This window comes from Streptomyces sp. NPDC051662 (assembly GCF_040681655.1).
GTDB lineage: Bacteria > Actinomycetota > Actinomycetes > Streptomycetales > Streptomycetaceae > Streptomyces.
On record NZ_JBFAZD010000049.1, the window covers coordinates 1 to 25,922 of the forward strand.

General features: G+C 71.7%; 20 protein-coding genes, 1 rRNA gene and 1 pseudogene. 17 read left to right on the plus strand and 5 right to left on the minus strand.

Going from position 1 to position 25,922, the window contains the following annotated elements; all coding sequences use genetic code 11:
* The 3 genes and pseudogenes from rrf to AB0M67_RS40320 form a co-directional block, all read left to right on the plus strand.
* Window positions 1-91 (plus strand): 5S ribosomal RNA (rrf, locus tag AB0M67_RS40310); the annotation flags it as partial.
* A gap of 684 nt (window positions 92-775) precedes the next feature.
* Window positions 776-1,348 (plus strand): annotated as a pseudogene (locus AB0M67_RS40315) (RNA helicase); the annotation flags it as partial.
* Between the two features lie 81 nt (window positions 1,349-1,429).
* Entirely contained in the window at window positions 1,430-2,230 is an 801-nt protein-coding gene (locus AB0M67_RS40320) for a hypothetical protein (RefSeq protein WP_365753104.1), read from the plus strand.
* Window positions 2,231-2,308: 78 nt separating this feature from the next.
* On the opposite strand, the gene AB0M67_RS40325 is transcribed toward AB0M67_RS40320, so the two are convergent.
* A complete protein-coding gene (locus AB0M67_RS40325) occupies window positions 2,309-3,586 on the minus strand; it encodes a DUF1015 domain-containing protein (RefSeq protein ID WP_365753061.1) in 1,278 nt (425 codons plus the stop codon).
* A 71-nt stretch (window positions 3,587-3,657) separates the two neighbouring features.
* Here AB0M67_RS40325 and AB0M67_RS40330 point away from each other — a divergent pair, with 71 nt between their 5' ends.
* Window positions 3,658-4,713 (plus strand): HAD-IIA family hydrolase, encoded by a 1,056-nt coding sequence (locus tag AB0M67_RS40330; protein WP_365753062.1) that lies wholly within the window; start codon window positions 3,658-3,660, stop codon window positions 4,711-4,713.
* 12 nt (window positions 4,714-4,725) lie between these two features.
* On the opposite strand, the gene AB0M67_RS40335 is transcribed toward AB0M67_RS40330, so the two are convergent.
* On the minus strand, window positions 4,726-5,664 hold the full coding sequence (locus AB0M67_RS40335; protein ID WP_365753064.1) for a siderophore-interacting protein: 939 nt from the start codon (window positions 5,662-5,664) through the stop codon (window positions 4,726-4,728).
* Between the two features lie 66 nt (window positions 5,665-5,730).
* On the opposite strand from AB0M67_RS40335, the gene AB0M67_RS40340 reads away from it, so the two are divergent.
* The gene (locus AB0M67_RS40340; RefSeq protein WP_365753106.1) at window positions 5,731-6,546 is read left to right on the plus strand and encodes an ABC transporter ATP-binding protein; all 816 of its coding nucleotides are present in this window, start codon (window positions 5,731-5,733) and stop codon (window positions 6,544-6,546) included.
* Window positions 6,547-6,624: 78 nt separating this feature from the next.
* On the opposite strand, the gene AB0M67_RS40345 is transcribed toward AB0M67_RS40340, so the two are convergent.
* A complete protein-coding gene (locus AB0M67_RS40345; RefSeq protein WP_365753066.1) occupies window positions 6,625-6,972 on the minus strand; it encodes an SCP2 sterol-binding domain-containing protein in 348 nt (115 codons plus the stop codon).
* A 42-nt stretch (window positions 6,973-7,014) separates the two neighbouring features.
* On the opposite strand from AB0M67_RS40345, the gene AB0M67_RS40350 reads away from it, so the two are divergent.
* From AB0M67_RS40350 to AB0M67_RS40375, 6 genes are all read left to right on the plus strand, one after another.
* Window positions 7,015-7,464, plus strand: coding sequence for a hypothetical protein (locus tag AB0M67_RS40350; protein ID WP_365753067.1), 450 nt, complete (start codon window positions 7,015-7,017; stop codon window positions 7,462-7,464).
* A gap of 36 nt (window positions 7,465-7,500) precedes the next feature.
* Window positions 7,501-8,316 carry a TlyA family RNA methyltransferase gene (locus AB0M67_RS40355; protein ID WP_249951292.1) on the plus strand — a complete coding sequence of 272 codons (816 nt, stop codon included), beginning with the start codon at window positions 7,501-7,503 and terminating at the stop codon, window positions 8,314-8,316.
* On the plus strand, window positions 8,313-9,218 hold the full coding sequence (locus AB0M67_RS40360) for an NAD kinase (RefSeq protein WP_365753069.1): 906 nt from the start codon (window positions 8,313-8,315) through the stop codon (window positions 9,216-9,218). The genes AB0M67_RS40355 and AB0M67_RS40360 overlap by 4 nt, the downstream gene beginning before the upstream one ends.
* A 167-nt stretch (window positions 9,219-9,385) precedes the next feature.
* Window positions 9,386-11,146: a DNA repair protein RecN gene (gene recN, locus AB0M67_RS40365; protein ID WP_365753070.1), complete on the plus strand. Its 1,761-nt coding sequence runs from the start codon at window positions 9,386-9,388 to the stop codon at window positions 11,144-11,146.
* Complete coding sequence (locus AB0M67_RS40370) at window positions 11,147-11,962, plus strand: hypothetical protein (RefSeq protein WP_365753072.1); 816 nt, start codon at window positions 11,147-11,149, stop codon at window positions 11,960-11,962. It abuts the gene before it with no gap.
* 171 nt (window positions 11,963-12,133) lie between these two features.
* Window positions 12,134-13,222 carry a glycosyltransferase family 4 protein gene (locus tag AB0M67_RS40375; protein ID WP_365753073.1) on the plus strand — a complete coding sequence of 363 codons (1,089 nt, stop codon included), beginning with the start codon at window positions 12,134-12,136 and terminating at the stop codon, window positions 13,220-13,222.
* 17 nt (window positions 13,223-13,239) lie between these two features.
* On the opposite strand, the gene AB0M67_RS40380 is transcribed toward AB0M67_RS40375, so the two are convergent.
* Together AB0M67_RS40380 and AB0M67_RS40385 are read right to left on the minus strand one after the other, a co-directional pair.
* A complete protein-coding gene (locus tag AB0M67_RS40380; RefSeq protein WP_365753075.1) occupies window positions 13,240-14,880 on the minus strand; it encodes a PucR family transcriptional regulator in 1,641 nt (546 codons plus the stop codon).
* Between the two features lie 120 nt (window positions 14,881-15,000).
* Window positions 15,001-16,827, minus strand: a complete 1,827-nt coding sequence (locus tag AB0M67_RS40385; protein WP_365753076.1) for a glycoside hydrolase family 15 protein — start codon at window positions 16,825-16,827, stop codon at window positions 15,001-15,003.
* A gap of 417 nt (window positions 16,828-17,244) precedes the next feature.
* On the opposite strand from AB0M67_RS40385, the gene AB0M67_RS40390 reads away from it, so the two are divergent.
* The 6 genes from AB0M67_RS40390 to AB0M67_RS40415 all read left to right on the plus strand — a co-directional run bounded on the left by AB0M67_RS40390 (window position 17,245) and on the right by AB0M67_RS40415 (window position 25,922).
* Window positions 17,245-18,963 carry a CTP synthase gene (locus AB0M67_RS40390; protein ID WP_365753078.1) on the plus strand — a complete coding sequence of 573 codons (1,719 nt, stop codon included), beginning with the start codon at window positions 17,245-17,247 and terminating at the stop codon, window positions 18,961-18,963.
* 98 nt (window positions 18,964-19,061) lie between these two features.
* Entirely contained in the window at window positions 19,062-19,688 is a 627-nt protein-coding gene (locus AB0M67_RS40395) for an NUDIX hydrolase (protein WP_365753079.1), read from the plus strand.
* A gap of 459 nt (window positions 19,689-20,147) precedes the next feature.
* Complete coding sequence (locus AB0M67_RS40400) at window positions 20,148-22,529, plus strand: tetratricopeptide repeat protein (RefSeq protein ID WP_365753080.1); 2,382 nt, start codon at window positions 20,148-20,150, stop codon at window positions 22,527-22,529.
* Window positions 22,530-22,703: 174 nt separating this feature from the next.
* Window positions 22,704-23,819, plus strand: a complete 1,116-nt coding sequence (gene ald, locus AB0M67_RS40405) for an alanine dehydrogenase (protein WP_365753082.1) — start codon at window positions 22,704-22,706, stop codon at window positions 23,817-23,819.
* A gap of 382 nt (window positions 23,820-24,201) precedes the next feature.
* Window positions 24,202-25,323 carry a ParA family protein gene (locus AB0M67_RS40410; protein ID WP_030354916.1) on the plus strand — a complete coding sequence of 374 codons (1,122 nt, stop codon included), beginning with the start codon at window positions 24,202-24,204 and terminating at the stop codon, window positions 25,321-25,323.
* Window positions 25,320-25,922, plus strand: coding sequence for a hypothetical protein (locus AB0M67_RS40415; protein WP_365753108.1), 603 nt, complete (start codon window positions 25,320-25,322; stop codon window positions 25,920-25,922). The genes AB0M67_RS40410 and AB0M67_RS40415 overlap by 4 nt, the downstream gene beginning before the upstream one ends.

Consider the following 25,922-nt stretch of genomic DNA (forward strand, 5'->3'; position numbering starts at 1 on the left):
GCCCGGTTACATTCCGAACCCGGAAGCTAAGCCTCACAGCGCCGATGGTACTGCAGGGGGGACCCTGTGGGAGAGTAGGACGCCGCCGAACAATCTTTCATGGACCCGTGGTCCAGCGTTCACGCTGGACCACGGGTCTTTTTTTGTTTCCACCCCTTTTTGCCCGAAGCGCATCGGAAGGCCGATTGCGCGAGAATGACTGCGGTACCCGAAGACAGGAGCCCAACCGATGTCCCCCAACTCCTCCGACGACCGTCCTGAGCGCGATGAGCGCCGCAGGGACAGCGGTGACCGGGGCGGCTTCCGCGGAGGTCGTGACGACCGCGAGCGTGGACCGCGGCGTGATGATCGGGACCGTGGTGGATTCCGTCGTGATGACAACAACCGCCGTGATGACCATCGCGGTGGCGGGTTCCGCGGTGCGCGTGATGACCGGCCGAGCGGCCCCCGTCGCGATGACCGCTCCGGCGCTCCGCGTCGTGAGGACGATCGTGGCGGTCGCCCCAACGCCGGTTCCGGCGGTGGCGGTTACGGCCGTAGGGACGACAGCCGCGGTGGCCGGCCCACCGGCAGCGGTCGGCCGATCGGCAGTGGTGGTGGCGGCGGTTACGGGCGTCGTGACGACCGTCCGAGCACTCCGCGTCGTTCTGACGACCGGGGCGGCTTCGGGCGTCGGGATGACCGCCCTGCCGGTCCGCGTCGTGATGACCGTCGTGATGACCGGTCCGGTGGTTTCCGTCGTGACGACCGGCCCGGTGGCCCGCGTCGGGACGGTGACCGTGGCGGGTTCCGCCGCGACGACCGCCGCGACGACCGACCTGCCGGTCCTCGCCGCGATGACCGTCGTGACGACCGGCGTGACGACCGTCCCGCGTTCCGTCGCGACGATCGGCGTGATGACCGTCCGTCGGGTCCGCGTCGCGACGACCGTCGGGATGACCGACCTGCTGGTCCGCGTCGTGATGACCGTCGGGATGACCGGTCCGGTGGTTTCCGTCGTGATGACCGGTCCGGCGGCCCGCGTCAGGACAGTGGCCGCGGCGGGTTCCGCCGGGACGACCGCCGCGACGACCGGCCGAGCGGCTTCCGTCGGGATGAACGTTCCTCCGGACCGCGCCGTGACGACAGTCGCGGTGGCCGGCCGACCGGTGGCGGTGCGGGTGGCGGTTACGGGCGTCGGGACGACCGTCCCAGTGGCCCGCGCCGTGATGACCGTGGCGGGCGTCCCAGCAGCGGTGGCGGTGGCGGCTACGGGCGCCGCGACGACCGGGGCGGGGACCGCGGCGGATACCGGGGCCGTGACGACAGCCGCGGTGGCGGCTACGAGCGTCGTGACGACCGGGACCGCGACCGCGAGCCCATCAAGCGGCTGCCGATCCCCGAGGACGTCACGGGTGACGAGATCGACAAGAGCGTCCGTCAGGAGCTGATGAGCCTGCCCAAGACGCTCGCCGAGGATGTCGCCAGGAACCTCGTCATGGTCGCGAAGCTGATCGACGAGGACCCGGAGCAGGCCTACGCGTACTCCCGTATCGCGCTGCGGCTCGCCTCCAGGGTCGCCGCCGTACGCGAGGCCGCGGGCTTCGCCGCGTACGCGACGCAGAAGTACGCGGAGGCGCTGGCCGAGTTCCGGGCGGCGCGGCGGATGACCGGGGGTGTCGATCTGTGGCCCGTCATGGCGGACTGTGAGCGTGGCCTCGGCCGTCCCGAGCGTGCGATGGCGATGGCCGGTGAGCCCGAGGTGCAGAAGCTCGACAAGGCCGGCCAGGTCGAGATGCGGCTCGTCGCGGCCGGTGCGCGCAGGGACATGGGGCAGATCGACGCGGCCATCGTGACACTGCAGAGCCCCGAGCTGGCCTCGAACTCCATTCAGCCGTGGACCGCGCGGCTGCGGTACGCGTACGCCGACGCGCTGCTGTCGGCCGGGCGCGAGGACGAGGCGCGGGAGTGGTTCGGCAAGACGATCGAGGCGGACAAGGACGGATCGACGGACGCTTCGGACCGTCTCGCGGAGCTGGACGGCGTCGAGTTCGTCGATGCCATGGGCGAGGACGACGACGAGGACGAGCCGGAGACCCCCGCTGCCCCGGCGGAGGCCGAGGCCGATGTTGACGACGACATCGAGGCGGACATCGAGGCGGACGTCGATGACGACATCGATGCCGATGCCGACGACACGAATGACCATGACACCGATGACCACGACAAGAACGGCCCCGACAAGGCCTGAGTGACGATACGAGTGGGCGGCACCCCGGCCGGGGCGCCGCCCACTCGTATGTCCGCCCCGGGAAGGGCCGGGACAGGGTCAGCCGAGGGCCAGGTTGCGCAGCACCAGCCCCGTTGCCGGCTTGGGGCCGAAGGACGTCGACTTGCGCGGCATCGTGACGCCCTGGAGTGCCAGTTCCCGTACGACGTCCTCGTGCACCGGGTGCATCAGGACCGCCGTGCTGCCGTCGTGTTCCGCCTTTCCGACGGCCGCCTCGGTGTCATGGATGTAGGCGATGTGCTCCGGGGCGTCCGGGATGCGCCAGATGTGGTCGAGCAGTGTGGCGTGGAGGACCGTCGCGTCCAGGCTCCGCCAGGCCGCCGGCCGGTCGGCCGGGACCGTACCCGCGAGCAGGCTCTGGTCCGGCCGGTCGATCAGCCGGAACCGGCCGTCCCCGGCGAGCAGGAACGCGTTGCCCGAGGCGGCGGCGTCGGCCAGCGCGTCAAGGGCCTCCGGGAGCGGACCGTCGAGCGTACGGATCCGGAAGGAGTCCCCGAGCGCGGCCACCGCCCGGTCGACGGGCAGCCGGTGCAGCAGCCGGTGGATGGAGCGGACCTGGAGGGGGTAACGGGCCGTGTCGATCAGCAGCACCAGACCGTAGCCCCACGGCCCCGGGGCCGGGTGCTCGTCCCGCAGCCGCAGATACGTCGCCCAGCGGTGATGACCGTCGGCGATGAGGGCCTGGTGGTGGGCGAGGTCACCGGTGATCTCCGCGAGGTCTGCGCGGTCGGTGACCGACCACAGCCGGTGGCTGAAACCGTCCTCCGTGGTGGTGGCGAGGAGCGGGGAGCGACGGATGGTGCGCTCGATGACCGCTGTCACGCCGCCCGCCTCGACCCCGTTCCGGTACGTCAGCAGCAGCGGTTCCAGATTCGCCGCGGTCGTGCGCATCAGGGCCGCGCGGTCCGCCACGACATCCGGCATCACATCCTCGTGCGGCAGCACGATGCCGTCCGCCGGGGCGGAGAGGGCCAGGGCCCCGATCACCCCGCGCTGAAGCAGCTCGCCCTTGCGCTGTTCGTACACATAGAGCGCCGGTTCCGGATCCGGGGCGAGGACGCCCTCCGAGAGCCACTGTTCCAGCGTCGCGGCTGCCTGGCGGTGGCGGTCCTCGGGGGTGGTGGCCTGCGGCAGGATCAGCCGGACGATGTTGTGCGGATCCGCCGACTCCAGATGGTGCAGCCCGTCGGGCCTGACCACCACGTCGTACGGCGGCGAGGTCACCGCGGAGAGACTGCCGATCCGCTCGGGGACGTAGCGGAGTCCGCGGAACGGAATCAGCCGCAGCCCCTTGTCCGCGGGACCTGTTGTGTTCATTCGGGCATCGTATGTGCGGTACGGCGATGAGCGATGATCGGGGGATAACCCGAACGAGGAGCGTAAGACGGATGAGCCAGCGGAGCAGGACCAGGCCGAGCGGGAGTACGACCGCGCTGAACGAGGCGTACGACACGGCTCTGCTCGATCTCGACGGGGTCGTGTACGCGGGCGGGGAGGCCATCGCGTACGCGGTCGAGTCGCTCAACACGGCCCGGGGCGCGGGGATGCGGCTCGCGTATGTCACCAACAACGCCCTCCGTCCGCCGGACACCGTCGCCGCGCATCTGACGGAGCTCGGCGTACCGGCCGACCCCGCCGATGTGATCACCTCGGCGCAGGCGGTGTCCCGGCTGATCGCCGAGCAGCTTCCGCGGGGGTCCAAGGTGCTGGTCATCGGCGGGGACGGGCTGCGGATCGCGCTGCGTGAGCGCGGCCTTGAACCGGTGGAGTCGGCCGACGACGACCCGGCCGCCGTGGTGCAGGGGTACGGGGGGCCCGATCTGGCGTGGGGACGGTTCGCCGAGGCGTGCTACGCGATCAACCGCGGCGTGCCGTGGTTCGCGTCCAACACGGATCTGACGATTCCCAGCGCGCGGGGGATCATGCCGGGCAATGGCGCGGCGGTCGAGGTCGTACGGATCGCGACGGGCGCCGAGCCGCAGGTCGCGGGCAAGCCGCTGCCGCCGATGCACCGCGAGACGATCCTGCGGACCGGGGCGAAGCACGCGCTGGTCGTCGGGGACCGGCTGGACACGGATATCGAGGGGGCGTTCAACGGCGGGGTCGACTCGCTGCTCGTCCTGACCGGGGTGACGGACGCGGCGGGGCTGCTGACCGCCGAGCCCCGGCACCGGCCGACGTATGTGGACGAGGATCTGCGCGGATTGCTGACCGGTCAGCCCGAGGTCTCCCAGGTCTCCGGTGTCACCGGGGCCGGCGAGGGCGCGGGAGCCTTCCGGTGCGGTGGGTGGACCGCGTACGTCGGCGGCGGCGCGCTGCTGCTCGACGGGGACGGTACGGCGCTGGACGGGCTGCGCGCGCTGTGCGCGGCGGCCTGGACGGACGCGGGTGACGGGTCCTGCACGCGGGACGCGGGCAAGGCGCTGGCCAAGCTCGGTCTGTGACAGGCCGGCCTGCTACGCCTCTTCCGCGGCGGCCATCAGCTGGTCCTCGGAGGCACCCCGGCGCCAGTAGCCGCTGAACTTCACGCCACCGCGGTCGAAGCCGCGCTCTCCGACGAGCTGGCGGCGTACGGCCTTCACGGTCGCCGACTCACCGGCGATCCAGGCGTACGGGGTGCCCCCGGGCAGAGCGGCGGCGCGGATCGCGTCCGCGGTGGCGGGCGGCGCGTCGTGGCCGCGTGTCAGCCAGACGATCTCGGCGTCGGCCTCGGTGGGGAGTTCCTGGCGGTCGGCCGGGTCATGGACCTCGATCCAGACCCGGGCCGGCATCCCGGGCGGCAGGGATTCCAGGATCCCGGCGATCGCGGGTACGGCCGACTCGTCGGCGGTCAGCAGGATCCAGTCGGTGCCCTCCGGGGGCCGGAAGTCATAGCCGGCGTTCTCCTCGTGGACCGGCGCCAGTACGGAGATCCGGGCGCCGGGCCGGGCAGCTCGCGCCCAGCGCGTGGCGGGTCCTGACGCCCCGTCCGTCGGCGTACCACCGCAACGTCCCTCGCCGCCAACGCCGTTGCCCTCCGTGGCGTTGCTCTCGGTGCCGTTGCTGTCCGTGCCGTGGCTGTCCGCGGCGTTGCCGTCCGTGCCGTGGAGGGCGAAGTCGATGACCAACTCGGCGGGCTCGCGGCGCAGTTCGCGCACGGTGTACGTACGCATGATGCCGCGTACCTCGGGGTCGAGCTCGCGCCAGGCGTCGTACCAGTCGGCCCGTGCCGGGTCCGGCATGACCGGTTCGGGCTCGCCCGGCCGCGGCAGGAACAGTTTGACGCGCTGGTCGCGTCCGGCCGTGGCCCTCCGTGCCAGGTCCGGGCCGCCGAGGACGACCCGGGCCATCGATGGGGTGACGCGCTCCGTGCGGAGCACCTCGACGGTGAAGAACCGGAAGGGGGCGTCGGTCACGGGAGCCTCTTCGCCTTTCCCGCAGCGAGATCGATTGCGAGGGTAGGCTAACCTAACTCGATGATGATGCAGCGCCTCGCCGCGGAATCGGTGACCCTCGGCTACGACCAGCGGATCATCGCCCGCGAACTGTCGGTCGAGATCCCCGACCAGTCGTTCACGGTGATCGTGGGGCCGAACGCCTGCGGCAAGTCGACTTTGCTGCGCGCGCTGTCGCGGATGCTCAAGCCGTCCGACGGGCGCGTACTGCTGGACGGCCGTGCCATCCACTCCCTGCCCGCCAAGAAGGTCGCCAGGACCCTGGGGCTGCTGCCGCAGACGTCCATCGCGCCCGACGGCATCACGGTCACCGATCTGGTGGCGCGTGGCCGCTATCCGTACCAGGGGCTGCTGCGCCAGTGGTCGCCGGAGGACGAGCGGATTGTCGAGGAGTCGATGGCGGCGACCGGTGTCGACGGGCTCGCCGGTCGCTATGTCGATGAACTGTCCGGCGGTCAGCGCCAGCGGGTCTGGATCGCGATGGCCCTCGCCCAGCAGACACCGCTGCTCCTGCTGGACGAGCCGACCACCTTCCTCGACATCCAGCATCAGATCGATGTGCTGGACCTCTGCGCCGAGTTGCACGAGACACAGGGCCGTACGCTCGTGGCCGTTCTGCACGACCTCAACCACGCCGCCCGGTACGCCACCCATCTCATCGCGATGCGCGAGGGCCGGATCGTGGCCGAGGGCGCTCCGGCGGACGTCGTCACGGCGGAGCGGGTGGAGGAGGTGTTCGGGCTGCGCTGCCAGGTCATCGACGATCCGGAGACCGGGACGCCGCTGGTGGTGCCGGCGGGGCGGCGGGCGCGACGGCCCGTGTCCGTATCGGCGGAGAAGTAGGCCCGGCCCCGGCGCGGACCCCGTGAAGCGGATCCGTCGGAGAGGATCCGCTTCACCGGGTCCGCTCCGACGGACCGGTCAGAGCAGCGCCCGCAGCCGCAGCAGATCGCGGAAACCGGTCTCCAGCTTGACCCGGCCCGAGCCCCAGGCGCGGGCGAAGTTCAGATCACCGTCAACCAGCGCCACCAGGTCGTCGCCCGTCATGGCGAGTCTGATCTCGGCCTTCTCCGGTGGTGGTCCCTCCACGGTGTCGGTCACCACGATCCGGCCGTCCACCAGCCGGCCGGTGAACGTGCGGTCCAGATCCGTGATGTGGCAGCTGAGCGAACGGTCGAGGCCGGCCGCGGTGCGGACCTTTCCGTCCGCCTGCGCCAGATTGTCAGAGAGCTTGTCGAGTGCGCTGCGGCACTCCTCCATCGTCGCCATCGCGATCGACGGTACCGCAGTGCTTCGCGGTAGCGTCTGGGCATGAACGACTCGATGGCGGGCCCGGCCGGGCAGGGGCCCGGGGAACGGTCCGGGGAACGGCCCGAGCGGGAGCCGGAACGCGATCCGGAACGCGATCCGGAACGCGATCCGGAACGGGATCCGGAACGGGAGACAGGGGTGGCCGGACCCGGCGCTCCCGACCCCGCGGCACCCCGGCCCCTCGGTCTGGAACGGATCCCGACCGGCGACGCCGAGGTGGACGCGCTGCTGACCCGGCTCGCCGACGCCGACCACCTCACCGCGGACGGTCATATCGAGGTGTACGAGGATGTACACCGGGGCCTGCGCGACGCGCTGACCGCGCTCGACGCGCGGCCGGCGGCTCAGGGCGCCCCGGGACCCCAAGGGTTTCAAGGACCTCAGGGGCCTCAGACCCCCCGGGGGCCTTATGGACCTCAGGGGTCCCGGGGGCAGCCGACGCCCCGCTGATCTCTCCCGCGTACGACCACAGGAGCTGAACCGAACGTGGCTGGACTGGCACGCCGCCGTCTCGATGCCGAGCTGGTACGCCGTAACCTTGCGCGCTCGCGTGAGCACGCGAGCCAGCTGATCGCCGCGGGCCGGGTGACCGTCGGCGGCACCACCGCGACCAAACCCGCCACCCAGGTGGAGACCAGCGCCGCCGTCGTCGTCACCGAGGACGACGCCGAACCCGACTATGTCTCGCGCGGCGGGCACAAACTCGCGGGGGCGCTGGCGGCCTTCGTACCGCTCGGCCTTGAGGTCGCGGGCCGGCGGGCGCTCGACGCCGGCGCGTCCACCGGCGGCTTCACCGATGTCCTGCTGCGGGCGGGAGTCGGGCATGTCGTCGCGGTGGATGTCGGTTACGGTCAACTCGCCTGGCCGCTGCGGAGTGATGAACGCGTCACCGTCAAGGATCGTACGAACGTACGTGAGTTGACGCTCGAAGCGATCGAAGGGGAGCCCGTGGATCTGATCGTGGGGGATCTGTCGTTCATTCCACTGGGGGTGGTGCTGCCCGCGCTGGTGGGCTGCGCCGCCCCGGACGCCGATCTCGTACTGATGGTCAAGCCGCAGTTCGAGGTGGGCAAGGAGCGGCTGGGCAGCGGAGGGGTCGTACGGAGTCCGGAACTGCGGGCCGAGGCCGTACGGACCGTGGCGCGGCGCGCGGGTGAACTCGGCCTGGGGGTAAGGGGAGTCACCGCCAGCCCGCTGCCGGGACCCGCCGGAAACGTTGAGTATTTTCTGTGGCTCAGGGCCGGGGCACCCGAACTGGATCCGGCCGATGTCGACCGTGCAGTGGCGGAGGGACCCCGTTGACGTCGAACGCAGCACGCACCGTATTTTTGCTGGCCCATACCGGCAGACCCGCGGCGATCCGCAGCGCGGAACTGGTGGTGAACGGACTGGTACGCAGCGGTCTCCGCGTACGGGTCCTGGCGGCGGAGGCGGTCGATCTGCCGCTGCCGGAATCCGTGGAGACAGTCCCCGACGCCACCCCCGCCGCGCTCGACGGCTGCGAACTGCTGATCGTGCTCGGCGGGGACGGCACACTGCTGCGCGGCGCCGCGTTCGCGCGGGCCTCGGGCGTGCCGATGCTCGGGGTCAATCTGGGCAGGGTCGGCTTTCTGGCCGAGGCGGAACGTGACGATCTGGACAAGGTCGTCAACCGCGTCGTCACTCGCTCCTACGAGGTCGAGGAGCGGATGACCATCGATGTCGTCGTGCGCAGCAACGGCGATGTGGTCCACCGGGACTGGGCGCTCAACGAGGCGGCCGTACAGAAGGTCTCACCGGAGCGGATGCTCGAAGTCGTCCTGGAGATCGACGGGCGGCCCGTCACCGCGTTCGGCTGCGACGGGATCGTCTGCGCCACCCCCACCGGATCGACGGCGTACGCCTTCTCGGCCGGCGGGCCGGTCGTCTGGCCGGAGGTCGAGGCGCTGCTGATGGTGCCCATCAGCGCGCACGCGCTCTTCGCGAAACCGCTGGTGACCTCGCCGACCACGGTGCTGGCGGTGGAGGTGCAGGCGAACACCCCGCACGGGGTGCTGTGGTGCGACGGGCGCAGGACCGTGGAGCTGCCGCCGGGGGCGAGGGTGGAGGTACGGCGCGGAGCCGTCCCGGTACGGCTGGCGCGGCTGCATCACGCCTCGTTCACCGACCGGCTGGTGGCCAAGTTCGCGCTGCCGGTGTCCGGCTGGCGCGGGGCGCCGCACTGACGGGACCGGTCGGCGACGCGATCGGCATGACAGGCGTGACCGATGTGACATAGGGGGTGTTTCCGGGTGGATTCGGTACGTATCGCTCAGGCCGCGCGCCGCCCGGACACTGCCCGGTCGAGGGAATCGGGGGTGGGGTCCGTCGCGCGGGGCCTCCAGGACCTCGTATGGTCATGACCGTGTTGGAGGAGATGCGGATACGGTCGCTCGGAGTCATCGACGACGCGGTCGTCGAGCTGTCACCCGGCTTCACCGCGGTGACCGGTGAGACCGGCGCGGGCAAGACCATGGTCGTCACCAGTCTCGGACTGCTGCTCGGCGGACGCGCCGATCCCGCCCTCGTGCGGATCGGCGCGAAGTCGGCGGTCGTGGAGGGGCGGGTCACCCTCGCCGCCGGTGCTCCGGCGACCCTGCGCGCCGAGGAGGCGGGCGCGGAGCTGGAGGACGGCACGCTGCTCATCAGCAGAACCGTCTCCGCGGAGGGACGCTCGCGCGCCCATCTCGGCGGGCGCTCGGTGCCCGTGGGCGTGCTGGCCGAGCTGGCGGACGACCTGGTCGCGGTGCACGGCCAGACCGACCAGCAGGGGCTGCTGCGGCCCGCGCGGCAGCGCAAGGCGCTCGACCGGTACGCGGGCGACGCCGTCTCCGTTCCGTACGCCGCTTACACGGAGGCGTACCGCAGACTGCGCGCCGTCGCCGCGGAGCTGGACGAACTGACCACCCGGGCCCGGGAGCGCGCGCAGGAGGCCGATCTGCTGCGCTTCGGGCTGAACGAGATCGGGGCGGTCGAGCCGAGGGCGGGGGAGGACACCGAACTCGCCGCGGAGGCCGAGCGCCTCGGCCACGCGGAGGCGCTCGCGTCCGCCGCGTCCGTCGCGCACGCCGCGGTGGCCGGCAACCCCGAGGACCCGGAGGGCGTCGACGCGACGACCCTGGTCGGGGGCGCGGGCCGGGCGCTGGAAGCCGTACGGTCCCATGACCCCGCGCTGGCCGGGCTCGCCGAGCGGATGGGAGAGATCTCCATCCTGCTCGCGGATGTGGCCGGTGAACTCGCCGGATACGCGGACAATCTGGATGCCGATCCGCTGCGGCTCGCCGCCGTGGAGGAGCGCAGGGCCGCGCTCACCGGGCTGACCCGTAAGTACGGCCAGGACATCGCCACCGTCCTGGCCTGGGCCGAGGAGAGCAGCGCGCGGCTGACCGAGCTGGAGGGCGACGACGAACGGATCGGCGAGCTGACGGCCGAGCGTGACGCGCTGCGGTCCGAGCTGTCCGCTCTCGCGCAGGCGCTGACCGACGCGCGTACGGCGGCGGCGGCGCTCTTCGCACAGGCCGTCACGGCGGAGCTGGCCTCGCTCGCCATGCCGCACGCGCGCGTCTCGTTCGACATCCGCCAGACCGAGTCCGCCGACGAGGCGGACGGGGTCGAGGTCGACGGGCGCTCGGTGGTGTACGGGCCGCACGGCGTCGACGAGATCGAACTACTGCTGGCTCCCCACCCGGGCGCCCAGCCCCGGCCGATCGCCAAGGGCGCGTCCGGCGGTGAGCTGTCGCGGGTGATGCTCGCGGTGGAGGTCGTCTTCGCGGGTTCCGACCCGGTGCCGACGTATCTCTTCGACGAGGTGGACGCGGGCGTCGGCGGCAAGGCGGCGGTCGAGGTGGGCCGACGGCTGGCGAAGCTGGCCACCTCGGCGCAGGTGGTGGTGGTCACGCACCTTCCGCAGGTCGCGGCCTTCGCCGACCGGCAGCTGCTGGTCGAGAAGACGGTGGACGGCGCGGTGACGCGCTCCGGGGTGACGGTCCTGGAGGGCGAGGACCGGGTACGGGAGCTGTCGCGGATGCTGGCGGGCCAGGAGGACTCGGAAACGGCGCGTGCGCACGCGGAGGAGCTCCTCGCCACGGCGCGGGGCGCGGGCTCCGGAGGCTAGGTGCAACACGCCTCGTCCAAGCCGGCCCGGAGGGCAGCCGGGGGCGGCAGGACCGCCGCCTTCGTCAGCGCGTTCGGGATCACGCGCGCCGTATACGAAACGCTCCGTAAACGGGCGCCCGGAGGCGCGGAGTTCGGGCGGCGTACCAACTACGCGGGGCGCACGGTGGATCTGTACGCGGGCCCCGCGACCGCCCTCGGCGCCGCCGCCGGTGCCGTCGTCCCGGCCGGTGCGCGAGGAGCCGTCCGTGCGCGAGGAGCCGTCCCGCTGGCCGTGCTCGCCGCCGCGGCCTGCGGGGCGTACGACGACCGGGCGGGCGCCGGTGATCCGCGCCGCGGCTTCCGGGCGCATCTGACCGCGCTCCGCGACGGCGAGGTGACCAGCGGAGCGGTGAAGCTGTTCGGGATCGGGGCCGCCGCGCTCGTGGTGGGCGGGCTGCTCAAGGAGCGGCCGGTGGACCGGATCCTGGCCGGTGTGGTGATCGCGGGCGGCGCGCACTGCGTCAATCTGCTGGACGTACGCCCGGGACGGGCCTGTGTCGGGGTGCTCGCTCTCGGCGCGCCGGGGCTGCTCCGGCGCGGTACGGCGGGGGCTCTGGCCGCCGTGCCCGTCGGCGCGGCAGCCGCCGTCGTCCTCGACGATCTCGGCGAGCGTACGATGCTCGGCGACACCGGCGCCCACGCGCTCGGCGCGGCCCTCGGCGCCGCCGTCGTCGCGGGCAACGGCCGGACCGGGCTGGCCTTGCACGCACTGGGAGTTGTCGCCGCGACAGCGTACGGTGACCGGGTCGGCCGGCGCGCGTCCTCACCCATGTGAGTGATCCGGGTGCCGAGTTGAGGGGCCGGACACACGAACGACCCCCCGGCGGTGCCGGAACGTGCGTACGGACTGGCATCCTTGGCGCAGCGACTTCCGGGGCCGCGCCGCGCCGCCGCGGATGTCCCGACCGTCCATCAGCCCCCTTCCCGATCCAGGAGCCTTGACCACGTGACACCACTGCGTACGGTCCAGGTACTCGGCGGCGGCAGCGTGGGCAGCAGCGCGCACGTACGCTCGCTGGCGGCCGGTCTGGCCGCCAGGGGAGTGCGGGTGACGGTGTGCGCCCCCGCCGAGCTCGACAGCGCCTACGACTTCCGTGGCGCCGGGGCCCAGCACGTGCCCGTACCCCGGCGCAGTGATCCGGCGGCCGTCGCGGCCCTGCGGGCGGCCTGTGCCGGCGCCGACGTGGTGCACGCCCACGGCGTGCACGCCGCCGTACGGACCGCGCTGGCGCTCGGCGGGCTGCGCGTGCCGCTGGTCGTCACCTGGCACAGCCGCGCGCACGCGGAAGGGCCGCGCGGCCGGCTGCTGCGGCTGCTGGAGCGAAGAGCGGCCAGAGCGGCGGCCGTTGTGCTCGGCGCCTCCTCGGAACTGGTCGACCGGGCCCGGGAGCGAGGGGCGCGCGACGCCCGACTCGCGCCGGTGGCGGTGCCCGCGCCCCACTGGCCCGCCGACGGTTCCGAGAACAAGTCGCGCGCCGAACTCGGCGCGGTCGACCGTCCCTTGCTGATGGCTGTCGGCAGTCTCGTACCGGACAAGGGGTACGACACACTGCTGGACGCGGCCACGAGCTGGCGCCACCTCGACCCCATGCCACTGGTCGTCATCGCGGGCGAGGGACGGGAGCGCGGGAGACTCCAGCGCCGTATCGAGGACGCCCAGTTGCCCGTGCAGCTCATCGGCCGCCGCGACGATGTCTCCGAACTCCTCGCCGCCGCGGATGTCGCCCTGCTGCCCAGCCGCTGGGAGGCCCGCTCCGTCCTCGCGCAGGAGGCGCTGCGGCTCGGGGTGCCACTGGTCGCCACGGCGGTCGGCGCCGTTCCCGAACTGGTCGGCGACGCGGCGGAGCTCGTACCGTACGGGAACGCGGCGGCCCTCTCGGACGCGGTGATACGACTCCTCGACGATCCCGGGCGCCGCCGGCAACTCGCCGTAGCGGGCCGTGCGCAGGCGACGAACTGGCCGACGGAGGACGAGACCATCGCGCAAGTGCTCTGTGTCTACGACGAGTTGACGCAGCCCCGGCGATCCCACTGAGCCCTGGCCCGGCCGGGTCAGAGCGTGTGGCGTCTCGCCCGCAGCGCCAGACTCAGGGCCAGTACCGTCTGCGGATCGTCCAGATCCGTGCCGAGCAGCTCCGCGATCCGCGCCAGCCGGTTGTAGAGCGTCTGGCGGTTCAGATGCAGCTCACGCGCCGTCTCCGCCTTGCGGCCCGCGTGGGCCAGATAGACCTCAAGGGTGGGCAGCAGCGCGGGGCGTGAGGTCCGGTCGTGCGCGCGCAGCGGGCCGATCGCGCGGTCCACGAAGGCCGCCAGATCGGGGTGTTCACGCAGCCGCCACAGCAACAGATCGATATCCAGCCGACGTGCGTCGTACCAGGGGCGGTCCGGCAGTCCCTGGGCCGCCGTCGCGGTCTCCGCCGCGTGCCGCAGCCCCGCGCTCGCCGCCGCCCAGCCGCCCGCGACACCGACCACCACCACCGGCGGCTGCGCCCCGGGACGCTCCAGTCCGGCCCGCTCCACACCCGCGCGCAGCGCCGTCGCGACCCGGTCGGCCACCGCCGTACGCTCGGACTCGGAGCGCAGTCCCAGCAGCAGTGGCACCCGCCCCTCCACGGGCCGTACGCCCAGCAGCACCGGCACCCCCACCGACGACAGCTCCTCCAGCACGGCCCTGGCGAGCAGCGCCCAGTTCCCGGACGGGGCCGACTCGGGGGCCAGCCGCATCACGACCGGCAGCAGGGGCCCCTCGCCCGGCTTGAAACCCAGCACCTTCGCCTGCGCGGGCGCGTGCTCGGCATGGATCCGGCCCTCCGCGAGATCTGTCAGAAAGTCGCCACGGCCGCGCGCCGCGAGTTCCTCCTCCTGACGGGCCTGCATCAGGACGACGGCCAGGATGTCCGCCGCGCGCTCGGCCGCCAGCCGGTGCACCGGCAGCGGCGGCGCCGATACGGCGGGCAGCACCAGCCGCGCCCGTACCGCCCCGGCGCCATGCCCGCCGCCGGGCACATCCACCAGCACCGCCCCGGCGGGCGGTCCCGCCGCGCGCGCCGCCCGCTGGCCGCGCAGCCCCTCCCAGATCTGGAGCGGATCGGCGGCGGCCGGACCCGCGCCCGGAGCCGCGTCCGGAGCCGCCGCGTACAGCAGGCGGCCCTCCGCCGTCTCCAGGAAGACCGGATTGCCCGCGAAATCCGCGAGGATACGGAGCACCCGCGGCACCCCGCCCCCGTCGAGCAGCGCTTCCGTGCACCGCCGGTGGACCTCCTCGGCCTGCCGCAGCAGCGCGTAATGGCCGTTCACGATCTCGGTGTGCACCTCTTCGGTGACCGAGACGAACGGCACCTCGCGGTGCAGTTGCACCAGCGGCAGCCCGGCCGCCCGCGCTGTCTCCACGATCGTCGCGGGCAGCCGGTCGAACCGGGACCCCAGCTCCACCACCAGCGCCGCGATCCCGCGCTCGGCGAGCCTGCGGACGAAGACCCGCTGTTCGGCCGGGCGGCTGCCCAGCCCGAGACCCGTTGTGAGAAGCAGCTCACCGCCCTTGAGGAGGGACGCGATGTACGGCACCTCGCCCGCGTGCACCCAGCGCACCGTACGGTCCAGCCGGTCCGCGCAGGCGACGACCTCGGGCAGGCCGGCCCGGAGTCCCGGCAGCTCAAGGGCCCGCCGTACGGTGATTCCGCCCTGACTGTCCATGACGCCGGAGGCTACTGGAAAAGCGCGCGGGGCCCGGACCACGGCGGACGCGCCACCGTGGTCCGGGCCCCGGAGTTCACAGGGACCGCGGGGGCCGCACAGGGCGGCTCCGTGCGGGCCTCAGCCGCCGTACGCCCCCGAGGCCGTCAGCCTCAGCGCCGTGTCGATCAGCGGCACATGGCTGAACGCCTGCGGGAAGTTCCCCACCTGGCGCTGGAGCCCGGAGTCCCACTCCTCGGCCAGCAGCCCCAGATCGTTACGGAGCGCGAGCAGCTTCTCGAAGAGCTTCCTGGCCTCGTCCACCCGCCCGATCATCGCGAGATCGTCGGCGAGCCAGAACGAGCAGGCCAGGAACGCGCCCTCGTCGCCCTCCAGACCGTCCACCCCGGCGTCCTCGCCCGAGGTCGGGTACCGCATGACGAAGCCGTCCTCCGTGGACAGCTCACGCTGGATCGCCTCGATCGTGCCGATGACCCGCTTGTCGTCCGGCGGCAGGAAGCCCATCTGCGGAATGAGCAGCAGCGACGCGTCCAGCTCCTTGGAGCCGTACGACTGTGTGAAGGTGTTGCGCTCCTTGTCGTACCCCTTCTCGCAGACATCGCGGTGGATGTCGTCCCGCATCTCGCGCCAGCGCTCCAGCGGCCCGTCGGCGTCGCCCGACTCGATCAGCTTGATCGTGCGGTCGACCGCGACCCAGGCCATCACCTTCGAGTGCACGAAGTGCCGGCGCGGACCGCGCACCTCCCAGATGCCCTCGTCCGGCTGGTCCCAGTGCTTCTCCAGATACTGGATCAGCTTGAGCTGGAGCACCGAGGCGTAGTCATTACGGGCCAGACCGGTCATATGCGCCAGATGCAGCGCTTCGGTGACCTCGCCGTACACATCCAGCTGGAGCTGGTGCGCGGCGCCGTTGCCGACCCGGACAGGACCGGAGCCCTCATAGCCCGGCAGCCAGTCGAGCTCCGCCTCACCCAGCTCGCGCTCGCCCGCGATCCCGTACATGATCTGCAGATTCTCCGGGTCACCGGCGACCGCGCGCAGCAGCCACTCGCGCCAGGCGCGGGCCTCCTCGCGGTAGCCCGTGCGCAGCAGCGAGGAGAGCGTGATCGCGGCGTCGCGCAGCCAGGTGTAGCGGTAGTCCCAGTTCCGTACGCCGCCGATCTCCTCGGGCAGCGAGGTCGTGGGCGCCGCCACGATCCCGCCCGTCGGCGCGTAGGTCAGCGCCTTGAGCGTGATCAGCGAACGGACCACCGCCTCCCGGTAGGGGCCGTGGTACGTGCAGTGCTCGACCCATTCACGCCAGAAGTCGGAGGTCGCCTCCAGCGAACCCTCGGGGTCCGGCAGCGCGGGCGGCTGCCGGTGCGAGGGCTGCCAGCTGATCGTGAACGTGATCCGGTCGCCCGGCGCCACCGTGAAGTCGGAGTACGTCGTGAGGTCCTTGCCGTAGGTCTCGACGTCCGTATCCAGCCAGACCGAGTCGGGCCCGGCGACGGCAACCGTGCGGTTGTCCACCTTGTGGACCCAGGGCACGACCCGCCCGTAACTGAACCGCATCCGCAGCGCGGACCGCATCGGCACGCGTCCGCTGATGCCCTCCACGATCCGGATCACCTGCGGAGCGCCGTCACGCGGCGGCATGAAATCGGTCACTCTCACGGTGCCGCGCGGGGTGTCCCACTCCGATTCAAGAATCAGTGAGTCTCCGCGGTAGCGGCGCCGAGTGGCCCGCGGCGGTGCGGAACCCGCGGGATGCGCGGGTCCCAGTCGCCAGAAACCATGCTCATCGGTGCCGAGCAGAGCCGCGAACACGGCATGCGAGTCGAAGCGGGGCAGGCACAGCCAGTCGACTGTGCCGTCCCGGCAGACCAGGGCAGCGGTCTGCATGTCTCCGATGAGTGCGTAATCCTCGATGCGCCCGGCCACGTGCATCTCCAGTCGAACGGCCATGTCCGCCCCGTGGGGCGCGTACTTCGGTCAAGGGTCGTTGACGAGCTCTATTTCCGGGAAATCGGGCGGGGATGGTGCCGTTTGCCGGCCGGACTCGGCAGCGAATGTTTGAGCAGGATACGACGCACGGCGGGGCTCTGCGCCACGGTCCCGGCAACATCGGTCCGCCGAACGGGTGGGCCCAGGGTGACTCGGGGGAAAATAGGCTGACTCGGGGGAAAGGCTCATCGGATGCGGGCGGCGGCGTGTGGCCGGAAGCACCCTCCCTTCGGCGCTGATACCCTGGTAGCCCGTGGACCGGTGGACTCCCTGCGACGCAACGGGGCCCCGTACCCGCAGCGACGGAAGTCCCTTCAGTCTTCGACCGGGACACCGGCACGCACCTCAGACCGCGACCACGGGAGCCCCCTCTTGGCCATGCCGAACCGATCCACGACATCCTCGACGACCAAGCACATTTTCGTCACCGGGGGTGTTGCCTCCTCCCTCGGCAAGGGCCTGACCGCCTCCAGTCTGGGTGCGCTGCTCAAGGCGCGTGGCCTGCGGGTCACCATGCAGAAGCTGGACCCGTATCTGAACGTCGACCCGGGGACGATGAACCCGTTCCAGCACGGTGAGGTCTTCGTCACGAATGACGGAGCCGAGACCGACCTGGACATCGGCCACTACGAGCGCTTCCTCGATGTGGACCTCGACGGCTCGGCCAATGTCACCACCGGCCAGGTCTACTCGCAGGTCATCGCGAAGGAGCGGCGCGGTGAGTACCTGGGCGACACGGTTCAGGTCATTCCGCACATCACCAACGAGATCAAGCACCGCATCCGGCGCATGGCGGCCGATGACGTCGATGTCGTCATCACGGAGGTCGGCGGCACGGTCGGCGACATCGAGTCGCTGCCGTTCCTGGAGACCGTCCGCCAGGTGCGCCACGAGGTCGGCCGCGACAACGTCTTCGTGGTGCATATCTCGCTGCTGCCATACATCGGCCCCTCCGGCGAGCTGAAGACCAAGCCGACCCAGCACTCGGTCGCGGCCCTGCGCAACATCGGTATCCAGCCGGACGCGATCGTGCTCCGCGCCGACCGCGAGGTACCGACCGCGATCAAGCGCAAGATCTCGCTGATGTGCGATGTCGACGAGACGGCCGTGGTGGCGTGTGTGGACGCCAAGTCGATCTACGACATCCCCAAGGTGCTGCACACCGAGGGCCTGGACGCCTATGTCGTGCGCAAGCTGGATCTGCCCTTCCGCGATGTGGACTGGACGGTCTGGGACGATCTGCTGGACCGCGTCCACAACCCCGACCACGAGGTCACCGTCGCGCTGGTCGGCAAGTACATCGACCTCCCGGACGCCTATCTCTCGGTGACCGAGGCGATCCGCGCCGGCGGCTTCGCGAACAGGGCCCGAGTCAAGGTCAAGTGGGTCACCTCGGACGACTGCAAGACCCCGGCCGGCGCCGCCAGGCAGCTGGCCGATGTCGACGGGATCCTGATCCCCGGCGGCTTCGGCGAGCGCGGAGTCACCGGCAAGGTCGGTGCCATCCAGTACGCCAGGGAGCACAAGGTCCCGCTGCTGGGCCTCTGTCTGGGCCTCCAGTGCATCGTCATCGAGGCCGCGCGCAATGTCGCGGGGATCCCCGACGCCAACTCCACGGAGTTCGACTCGGGCACCGCCCACCCGGTGATCTCCACCATGGAGGAGCAGCTCGCCTATGTGGAGGGCGCCGGAGACCTGGGCGGCACGATGCGGCTCGGTCTCTACCCGGCGAAGCTCGCCGAGGGCTCGATCGTGCGCGAGGTCTATGACGACCAGCCGTATGTGGAGGAGCGCCACCGCCACCGCTACGAGGTCAACAACGCGTACCGCGCGGAGCTGGAGAAGAAGGCCGGTCTGGTCTTCTCGGGCACGTCCCCGGACAACAAGCTCGTCGAGTACGTCGAGTACGCGCGTGCCACGCACCCGTATCTGGTCGCCACCCAGGCCCATCCGGAGCTGCGGTCCCGGCCGACCAGGCCGCATCCGCTCTTCGCCGGACTGGTGAAGGCCGCGGTGGAGCGTCAGCGGGCCGCCCGCGCGGACGGGGACCAGGGCGGGCCGCGGACGCCGGTGGAGCCGGTGGCCGCCCAGTCCTGAGCGGTCCCCCAAGCGATACGGTGGGAGCCGGGGCACGGGTCTTTCGGGACCTGTGCCCCGGTTTCCGCTTGTGCGCCACTGTGTGGGAGGACGCTTTCATGACGATCAAGGACGCCCCCGAGGAGTGGCGGGTCACCGCGACCTCGACGCCCTTCCGCGGCAACAAGACCAGTGTCCGTACGGACGAGGTGGTCATGCCGGACGGTTCGGTCGTCTCGCGCGACTACCAGGTCCACCCCGGATCCGTGGCGATCCTCGCGCTGGACGACGCGGGCCGGGTCCTCGTACTGCGCCAGTACCGCCACCCCGTCCGCCAGAAGCTCTGGGAGATCCCGGCCGGTCTGCTCGATGTGCCGGGCGAGAACCCGCTGCACGCGGCCCAGCGCGAGCTGTACGAGGAGGCGCACGTCAAGGCCGAGGACTGGCGGGTGCTGACGGACGTCTACACCACGCCGGGCGGCTGCGACGAGGCGGTACGGATCTTCCTCGCCCGGGGTCTGTCGGAGGCGGAGGGCGAGCGCTTCGAAGTCTCCGAGGAGGAGGCGGACATGGAGCTGGCCCGGGTCGGGACGGCGGAGCTGGTACGGGGCGTGCTCGCCGGTGAGCTGCACAACAACTGTCTGGCGGTCGGGGTGCTCGCGCTCACCGCGGCGCTGGCGGGTGACGGCATCGAGTCGCTCCGGCCGGCCGAGGCGCCCTGGCCCGCGCGCCCGTTCGAATCCTAGAACCCGCGCTGAATCCCCTCTGAACCCGCTCTGAATCTCCTCCGGACCCCCTCCGGACCCTCTGAAACGGACCTGGAGCCGGTGCCTCCGTATTCAGGGCGCCCGGTGATGTGATTCTCCAGTCTGAAAAAATGCTGATCCGATTGGGGGACATATCGGCCACGCTCCACCGTTCTCGTCGCTGAGAGTGAACTACGCTCGTACCGCCCGTGCGGAGACCCGCCGGGCTCGGCTCGTGCGCAGGCGGACGGAGCGTGGCCCGTGACGGATCAGGCGGTGGATGTGAGTGGCCCCGGCCGTCCGGGCGCCGGGGAAGAGCACGGCGGCACGCGGAGCGGGAAGCCAACCACACGGGGAGCGGAAGAAACTGACGGCCCGTCGGACAAGCGGCGGAGCCGTCCCACGTCGGCCGCCAAGAAGCGGTCGACAGCGGGTTCCGAGACGAAAGGTACGGCCCGGGTGAGTATCCCGGAGGGTCCCGACGACGCGACCGACGCCGTGAGCGCGAGCGGCACGGCCAGTCCGGCGCCGGACGCCGTGACGGAGCGTGGTGACACGCGGCAGGCGGTGGGCGAGGACGGGCGTACGGACGAATCCGGCCCGGCGGACGGCCCCGCCGGACCCGCCGACCGGGCCCCGGCGGAGGTCGCCCCGGCGCCGGCGGAGGCAGCTCCCGGGGGTGACGCGCCACGGTCCGGGCCGGGCGATCTGCCCTCCGGGCCCGGAGCCGGATGTCTGTCCCCGGTCATTCCCGCCGAGCCGGCCGTACCCCGTCCCGACCTCACACGGCCGGTCGAACCGCCGCCTCCCGCCGACCGGACGGAACCCCCGGACACGCCGTCCGACGAGCGTGGCCCGCACCGGGGGAGGCCCGCGCACGAAGGGGCGTTCTTCGGCAGGCAGCGGGAGCTCAAGGCGCTGCGCGGAGACATCGAGCGGGCCGGGCTCAACACGCTCTCCGGCCGCAAGGATCCGCGCGCCCGGGTGCTGCTGATCGCGGGCCGGCCCGGCTCGGGCCGTACGGCGCTGGCCGAGGAGCTGACCCGGCAGCTGCGCGACGGCTATCCGGACGGAGTCGTCAGGACCCGGCTCACCGAGCCCGGCGGCGAGCCGGTGCCCACCGAGCGGACCGCGCGCGAGATCCTCGACGCGTTCGGCCTCGCCACCCCGCCCGGCGCGGGCGAGGACGAGCTGTCCGAGATGGTCCGCGAGGCGCTCTCCGCACGGCGGGTGCTGCTGCTCCTCGACGACGCCGTGGACGCCGAGCAGGTCGATCCGCTGGTGCCCGACAACCCCGGCTGTCTGGTGGTCGCGGTCGCGCAGGGCCCGCTCACCGGGATCCCCGACGTCCGTCCGTGCACGCTCGGCGGCATGGACGCCAAGTCCGGCATCGAGCTGCTCGGCCAGTTCACCGGCGCCGTCCGGATCACCGTCGATCCGCAGGCCGCGGAGTCGCTCGCCGAGGAGTGCGGCGGCCAGCCCGCCGCGCTCGTGCTGGCCGGTGGCTGGCTCGCCGCCCGGCCCACCGCGTCGGTCGCCGATGTGACCAAACAGCTGCGGGCCCAGCCGCACGACTGGGACCGCCCAGTCGGCGACCGGCCGCTCGCGCGCGCCTTCCATCTCGTCTACGAGACCCTGCCGTCGCCCGCCGCCCGGATACTGCGACTGCTCGCCCTCGCGCCCGCGGGCCTCGCCGACGCCCATATCGCGTCCGCGCTGGCCGGCTGTTCGGTCTCGGCCGCCAGGACCACACTGGACGACTTCGCCGCCCGGGGGCTGCTCCGGGCGGTCGACGCCGAGCAGTACGAGGTGCCCGGCTGTCTGGTCCCGCTGCTGCGGATCGTCATGGCGGAGCACGACCGCCCGGCCGAGGTGCAGCTCGCCCGCGCCCGGATGCTGGAGCGGAGCGTACGGCTCCTCCAGTCCTGCCGCGCCGTCACCGAACCCGATGGCTCCCCGGCCCGCAAGAAGCTGGCCGCGCTGCCCCGCGCGCTGCGCTTCCCGAACGCCGCGGCGGCGGCCGGCTGGCTGAGCGCGCGACAGCCCGCGCTGCTCGCCTCCGCCCGGCTCGCGGTCGCCGACGGCGAGCTCGACACGCTGGCGAGGCGGCTGGTGGCCGCACTGGTCAGGGCGCTGGCCGCGCACCGCGGCACCGAGGCCGCGGCGCCCGAGCTGTACGGGCTCCACCATCTGGTGCTCGATATCGCCGAGCGGCGCGAGCTGCACCGTGAACAGGCCGCCGCGCTGCTGAACATCGGCGACCTGGACGCCCAGACCGGCCGTACACGGGACGCGCTCGTCCGCTACCGCGCCGCCCTGGACGCGGGAAGGACCGCGAACGATCTCTACGCGACCGGCCGCGCGATGGAATCCGTAGGCGGCGCCTATCAGGATCTACGGGACTGGCAGCGGGCCGCCGACTGGTACGGCAGGGCGCTCGCCCAGCGGCTGAGCCGGGGCGAGCGGGCCGACGAGGCCCGGCTGTACGGCCGGCTCGGCACCGTCTTCACCTACGCGGGGCTGTACGGCGAGGCGCTGCGCAACTGGCGGGCCGCCGTCGCGGGCTACCGCAGGCTGCGCGATCTCCCGGGCCAGGCAAGGGCCTTGAGCGAGGCGGCCCGGGTCCAGGAGTACGCGGGCCGGCCGCAGGAGTCGCTGCGCACCTGCCAGGAGGCGGTCGAATGGGCGCGGCTGGCCGGGGACGAACGGCTCCAGGCCGCCCTTCAGCTCAGGCTCGCCGACACCCTGGACAGGCTCGGTGATCCCACCGCGGCGCGGCTGCACCGGGCCACCGCCGAACGTCTGCTGGAAACGGAGGGGGAACACCTACGAAATCCGTAGCGGTTCCGCTGGGGATTGATGCTTTGCAAGGCTAGACACCGGGAAATCCTTCATTAAACTGGCTACGCCGCACCTCCCGCGGCGTCTGCCCGTGCGCCACGCGCGCCCGGGTATGTATGGGATCGCCCCTGGACATCCCCCGGACATCCCCTGAGCCAAGGACCGTGATCTGCCGTGTTGGTCGGTATCCCCCGTGAGGTCAAGAACAACGAGTTCCGGGTGGCCATCACCCCGGCCGGCGTCCATGAGCTGGTACGCCAGGGGCATCAGGTCGTCATCGAGCGGAACGCCGGCGCCGGCTCCTCGATCACGGACGAGGAGTTCGCCACGGCCGGCGCGCGGATACTCGCCACCGCCGACGAGGTCTGGGCCGCCGCCGAGCTGCTGCTGAAGGTCAAGGAGCCGATCGCCGAGGAGTACCACCGGCTGCGCAAGGGCCAGACGCTCTTCACGTATCTGCATCTCGCCGCCTCCCGCGCGTGCACGGACGCCCTGCTCGACTCGGGCACCACCGCCATCGCGTACGAGACCGTCGAGACCGCGAACCGCGCGCTGCCGCTGCTCGCCCCGATGTCCGAGGTCGCGGGCCGGCTGGCGCCGCAGGTCGGCGCGTATCACCTGATGCGCTCGGCCGGCGGCCGGGGTGTGCTGCCGGGCGGTGTGCCCGGTACGGCGGCCGGCCGGGCCGTCGTCATCGGTGGCGGTGTCTCGGGGTGGAACGCCACGCAGATCGCCGTCGGCATGGGTTTCCATGTGACGCTGCTCGACCGCGACATCAACAAGCTGCGCGAGGCCGACAGGATCTTCGGCACGAAGGTCCAGACCATCGTTTCCAACGCCTTCGAACTGGAGAAGGCGGTCGTCGAGGCGGACCTCGTCATCGGTGCCGTTCTCATCCCCGGCGCGAAGGCGCCGAAGCTGGTCACGAACGAGCTTGTCGCCAAGATGAAGCCCGGAAGTGTACTTGTCGACATTGCGATTGATCAGGGTGGCTGCTTCGAGGATTCACGGCCGACGACCCACGCCGAGCCGACGTTCCGGGTCCATGACTCGGTGTTCTACTGCGTGGCCAATATGCCGGGCGCCGTTCCGCACACCTCCACGTACGCGCTGACCAACGCCACGCTGCCGTACATCGTGGAGCTGGCGAACCGCGGCTGGCTCGACGCGCTGCGCCGGGACCCGGCGCTCGCCAAGGGGCTCAACACCCATGAGGGCCAGGTCATTTACCGTGAGGTCGCCGAGGCCCATGGGCTGGATCACGCCGAATTGGCCGCGCTTCTGGGCTGAGGTGTCAACGCGCTTCGTCAACTTCGCGCCAGCGGCCGGATCTTGCCCAGCGAGGTCCGGCCGTACGCGTGTCCGGTGACCGCCGGACGGCTGGTCAACACGCCTCGAACATAATGCTTTCAACCGTTTCGCGCGTCGGCGAAACCTGCCGGGCATGCCTTGGTGAGAGGCTTGTGCGCCCTTGACAGAGAGGTGTTCCGTTGCCGACACATCGGGCCGGGTCCGGCGGATTGTGTTGCTGCGAAGCGGTGACACGCCATAGAGTCGCCAACCGTCGGCATGGTGCCACGCTGACCTATCGATAAGTTTCCTGGTCCCGTCCAAGGAGGTAAGACGACTTGTGAATGAGTCGACATTTACTCCCGGGGGTGGTCTACCAGGAATGCCTGTGAGGAGCCAGAGCCCGTCGTCCGGGCTCAAGGCTGTCGGCTCCGTAGCGGTCCGCACCTTCGCCACCCACCAGCACATGACGACAGCCCACCAGATGATGGACGGCCAACACGTGAACGCCATGGCCGGCAACGAGGGTGGCCGAGAGTCCACTCCATTCGCCGACTACGACGAAGTGCCCGAGGGGCACTTCTACGACCCCGACGCCGAGTACGAGCCGGACCCCGAGTACGCGGCCACCCTCGCCCCCGACGCGGCCCGCCAGCGTCGCGAGCGGATCGGCCCGACCGGGCGTCCCCTGCCGTACTTCCCGATCCCGGGCCCGCTCACCGACCACGGCCCCGCGAAGATCATCGCGATGTGCAACCAGAAGGGCGGCGTCGGCAAGACGACGTCGACCATCAACCTGGGTGCCGCGCTCGCGGAGTACGGCCGGCGTGTGCTGCTCGTCGACTTCGACCCGCAGGGAGCCCTGTCGGTCGGCCTCGGTGTGAACCCGATGGAGCTGGACCTCACCGTCTACAACCTGCTCATGGAGCGGGGCATGGCGGCCGACGAGGTGCTGCTGAAGACCGCCGTGCCCAACATGGACCTGCTGCCGAGCAATATCGACCTCTCGGCCGCCGAGGTGCAGTTGGTGAGCGAGGTGGCGCGCGAGTCCACGCTCCAGCGGGCGCTGAAGCCGCTGATGCAGGACTACGACTACATCGTGATCGACTGTCAGCCCTCGCTCGGTCTGCTGACCGTGAACGCGCTGACCGCCGCGCACAAGGTGATCGTGCCGCTGGAGTGCGAGTTCTTCGCGCTGCGCGGGGTGGCGCTGCTGACGGAGACCATCGAGAAGGTCCAGGAGCGGCTCAACCCCGAGCTGGAGCTCGACGGCATCCTCGCCACGATGTACGACTCCCGTACGGTGCACAGCCGTGAGGTCCTCGCGCGCGTCGTCGAGGCCTTCGACGATCACGTCTACCACACGGTGATCGGGCGGACCGTACGCTTCCCGGAGACCACGGTCGCCGGTGAGCCGATCACCACGTACGCCTCGAACTCCGTCGGCGCCGCCGCGTATCGCCAGCTCGCCAGGGAGGTGCTCGCCCGGTGTCACGCCGAGTGAGTCTGCCCGGGGCCGACGAGCTGTTCCGTACGACCGGGGGCATGGCGCTGCAGTCCTCCTCGCCGGCGGACCGGCGCAGGAACGCCAACGGCGAGCCCCGGGTACCCGCTCCGGCGGGGGAGAGCGATCCGTCGGGCGACCCGGCGGGCGCCGCCTCCTCCACCGCGGTGGAGGAGCACTCCGCCGCCGGTACGGACGCCAAGGAGCCGTCCCGGAGCCGGACCGCCGACGCGGAGCAGGCCGCCTCCTCCGTGAAGGGGCGACGGCCGCAGGAGGCCGCCTCCGCGTCCTCCGCGGGCCCGGGGCAGGGCCAGGGCCAGACACCGGCCGGCGGGCCGCAGGGCGGGCAGCAGCGCCGCCGGGGACGTGGCGCCAACCGCCGCCCCAGCGGACGCGAACGGCACGACGAGAAGATCACGGTCTATGTCTCGGCCGAGGAACTGATGGACCTGGAGCACGCGCGGCTCGTGCTGCGCGGTGAGCACGGACTCGCCGTGGACCGCGGCCGGATCGTCCGCGAGGCCGTCGCCGTGGTCCTCGCCGACCTCGAATCGCGGGGCGACGCGAGCATCCTCGTACGGCGCCTGCGCGGGCGCTGA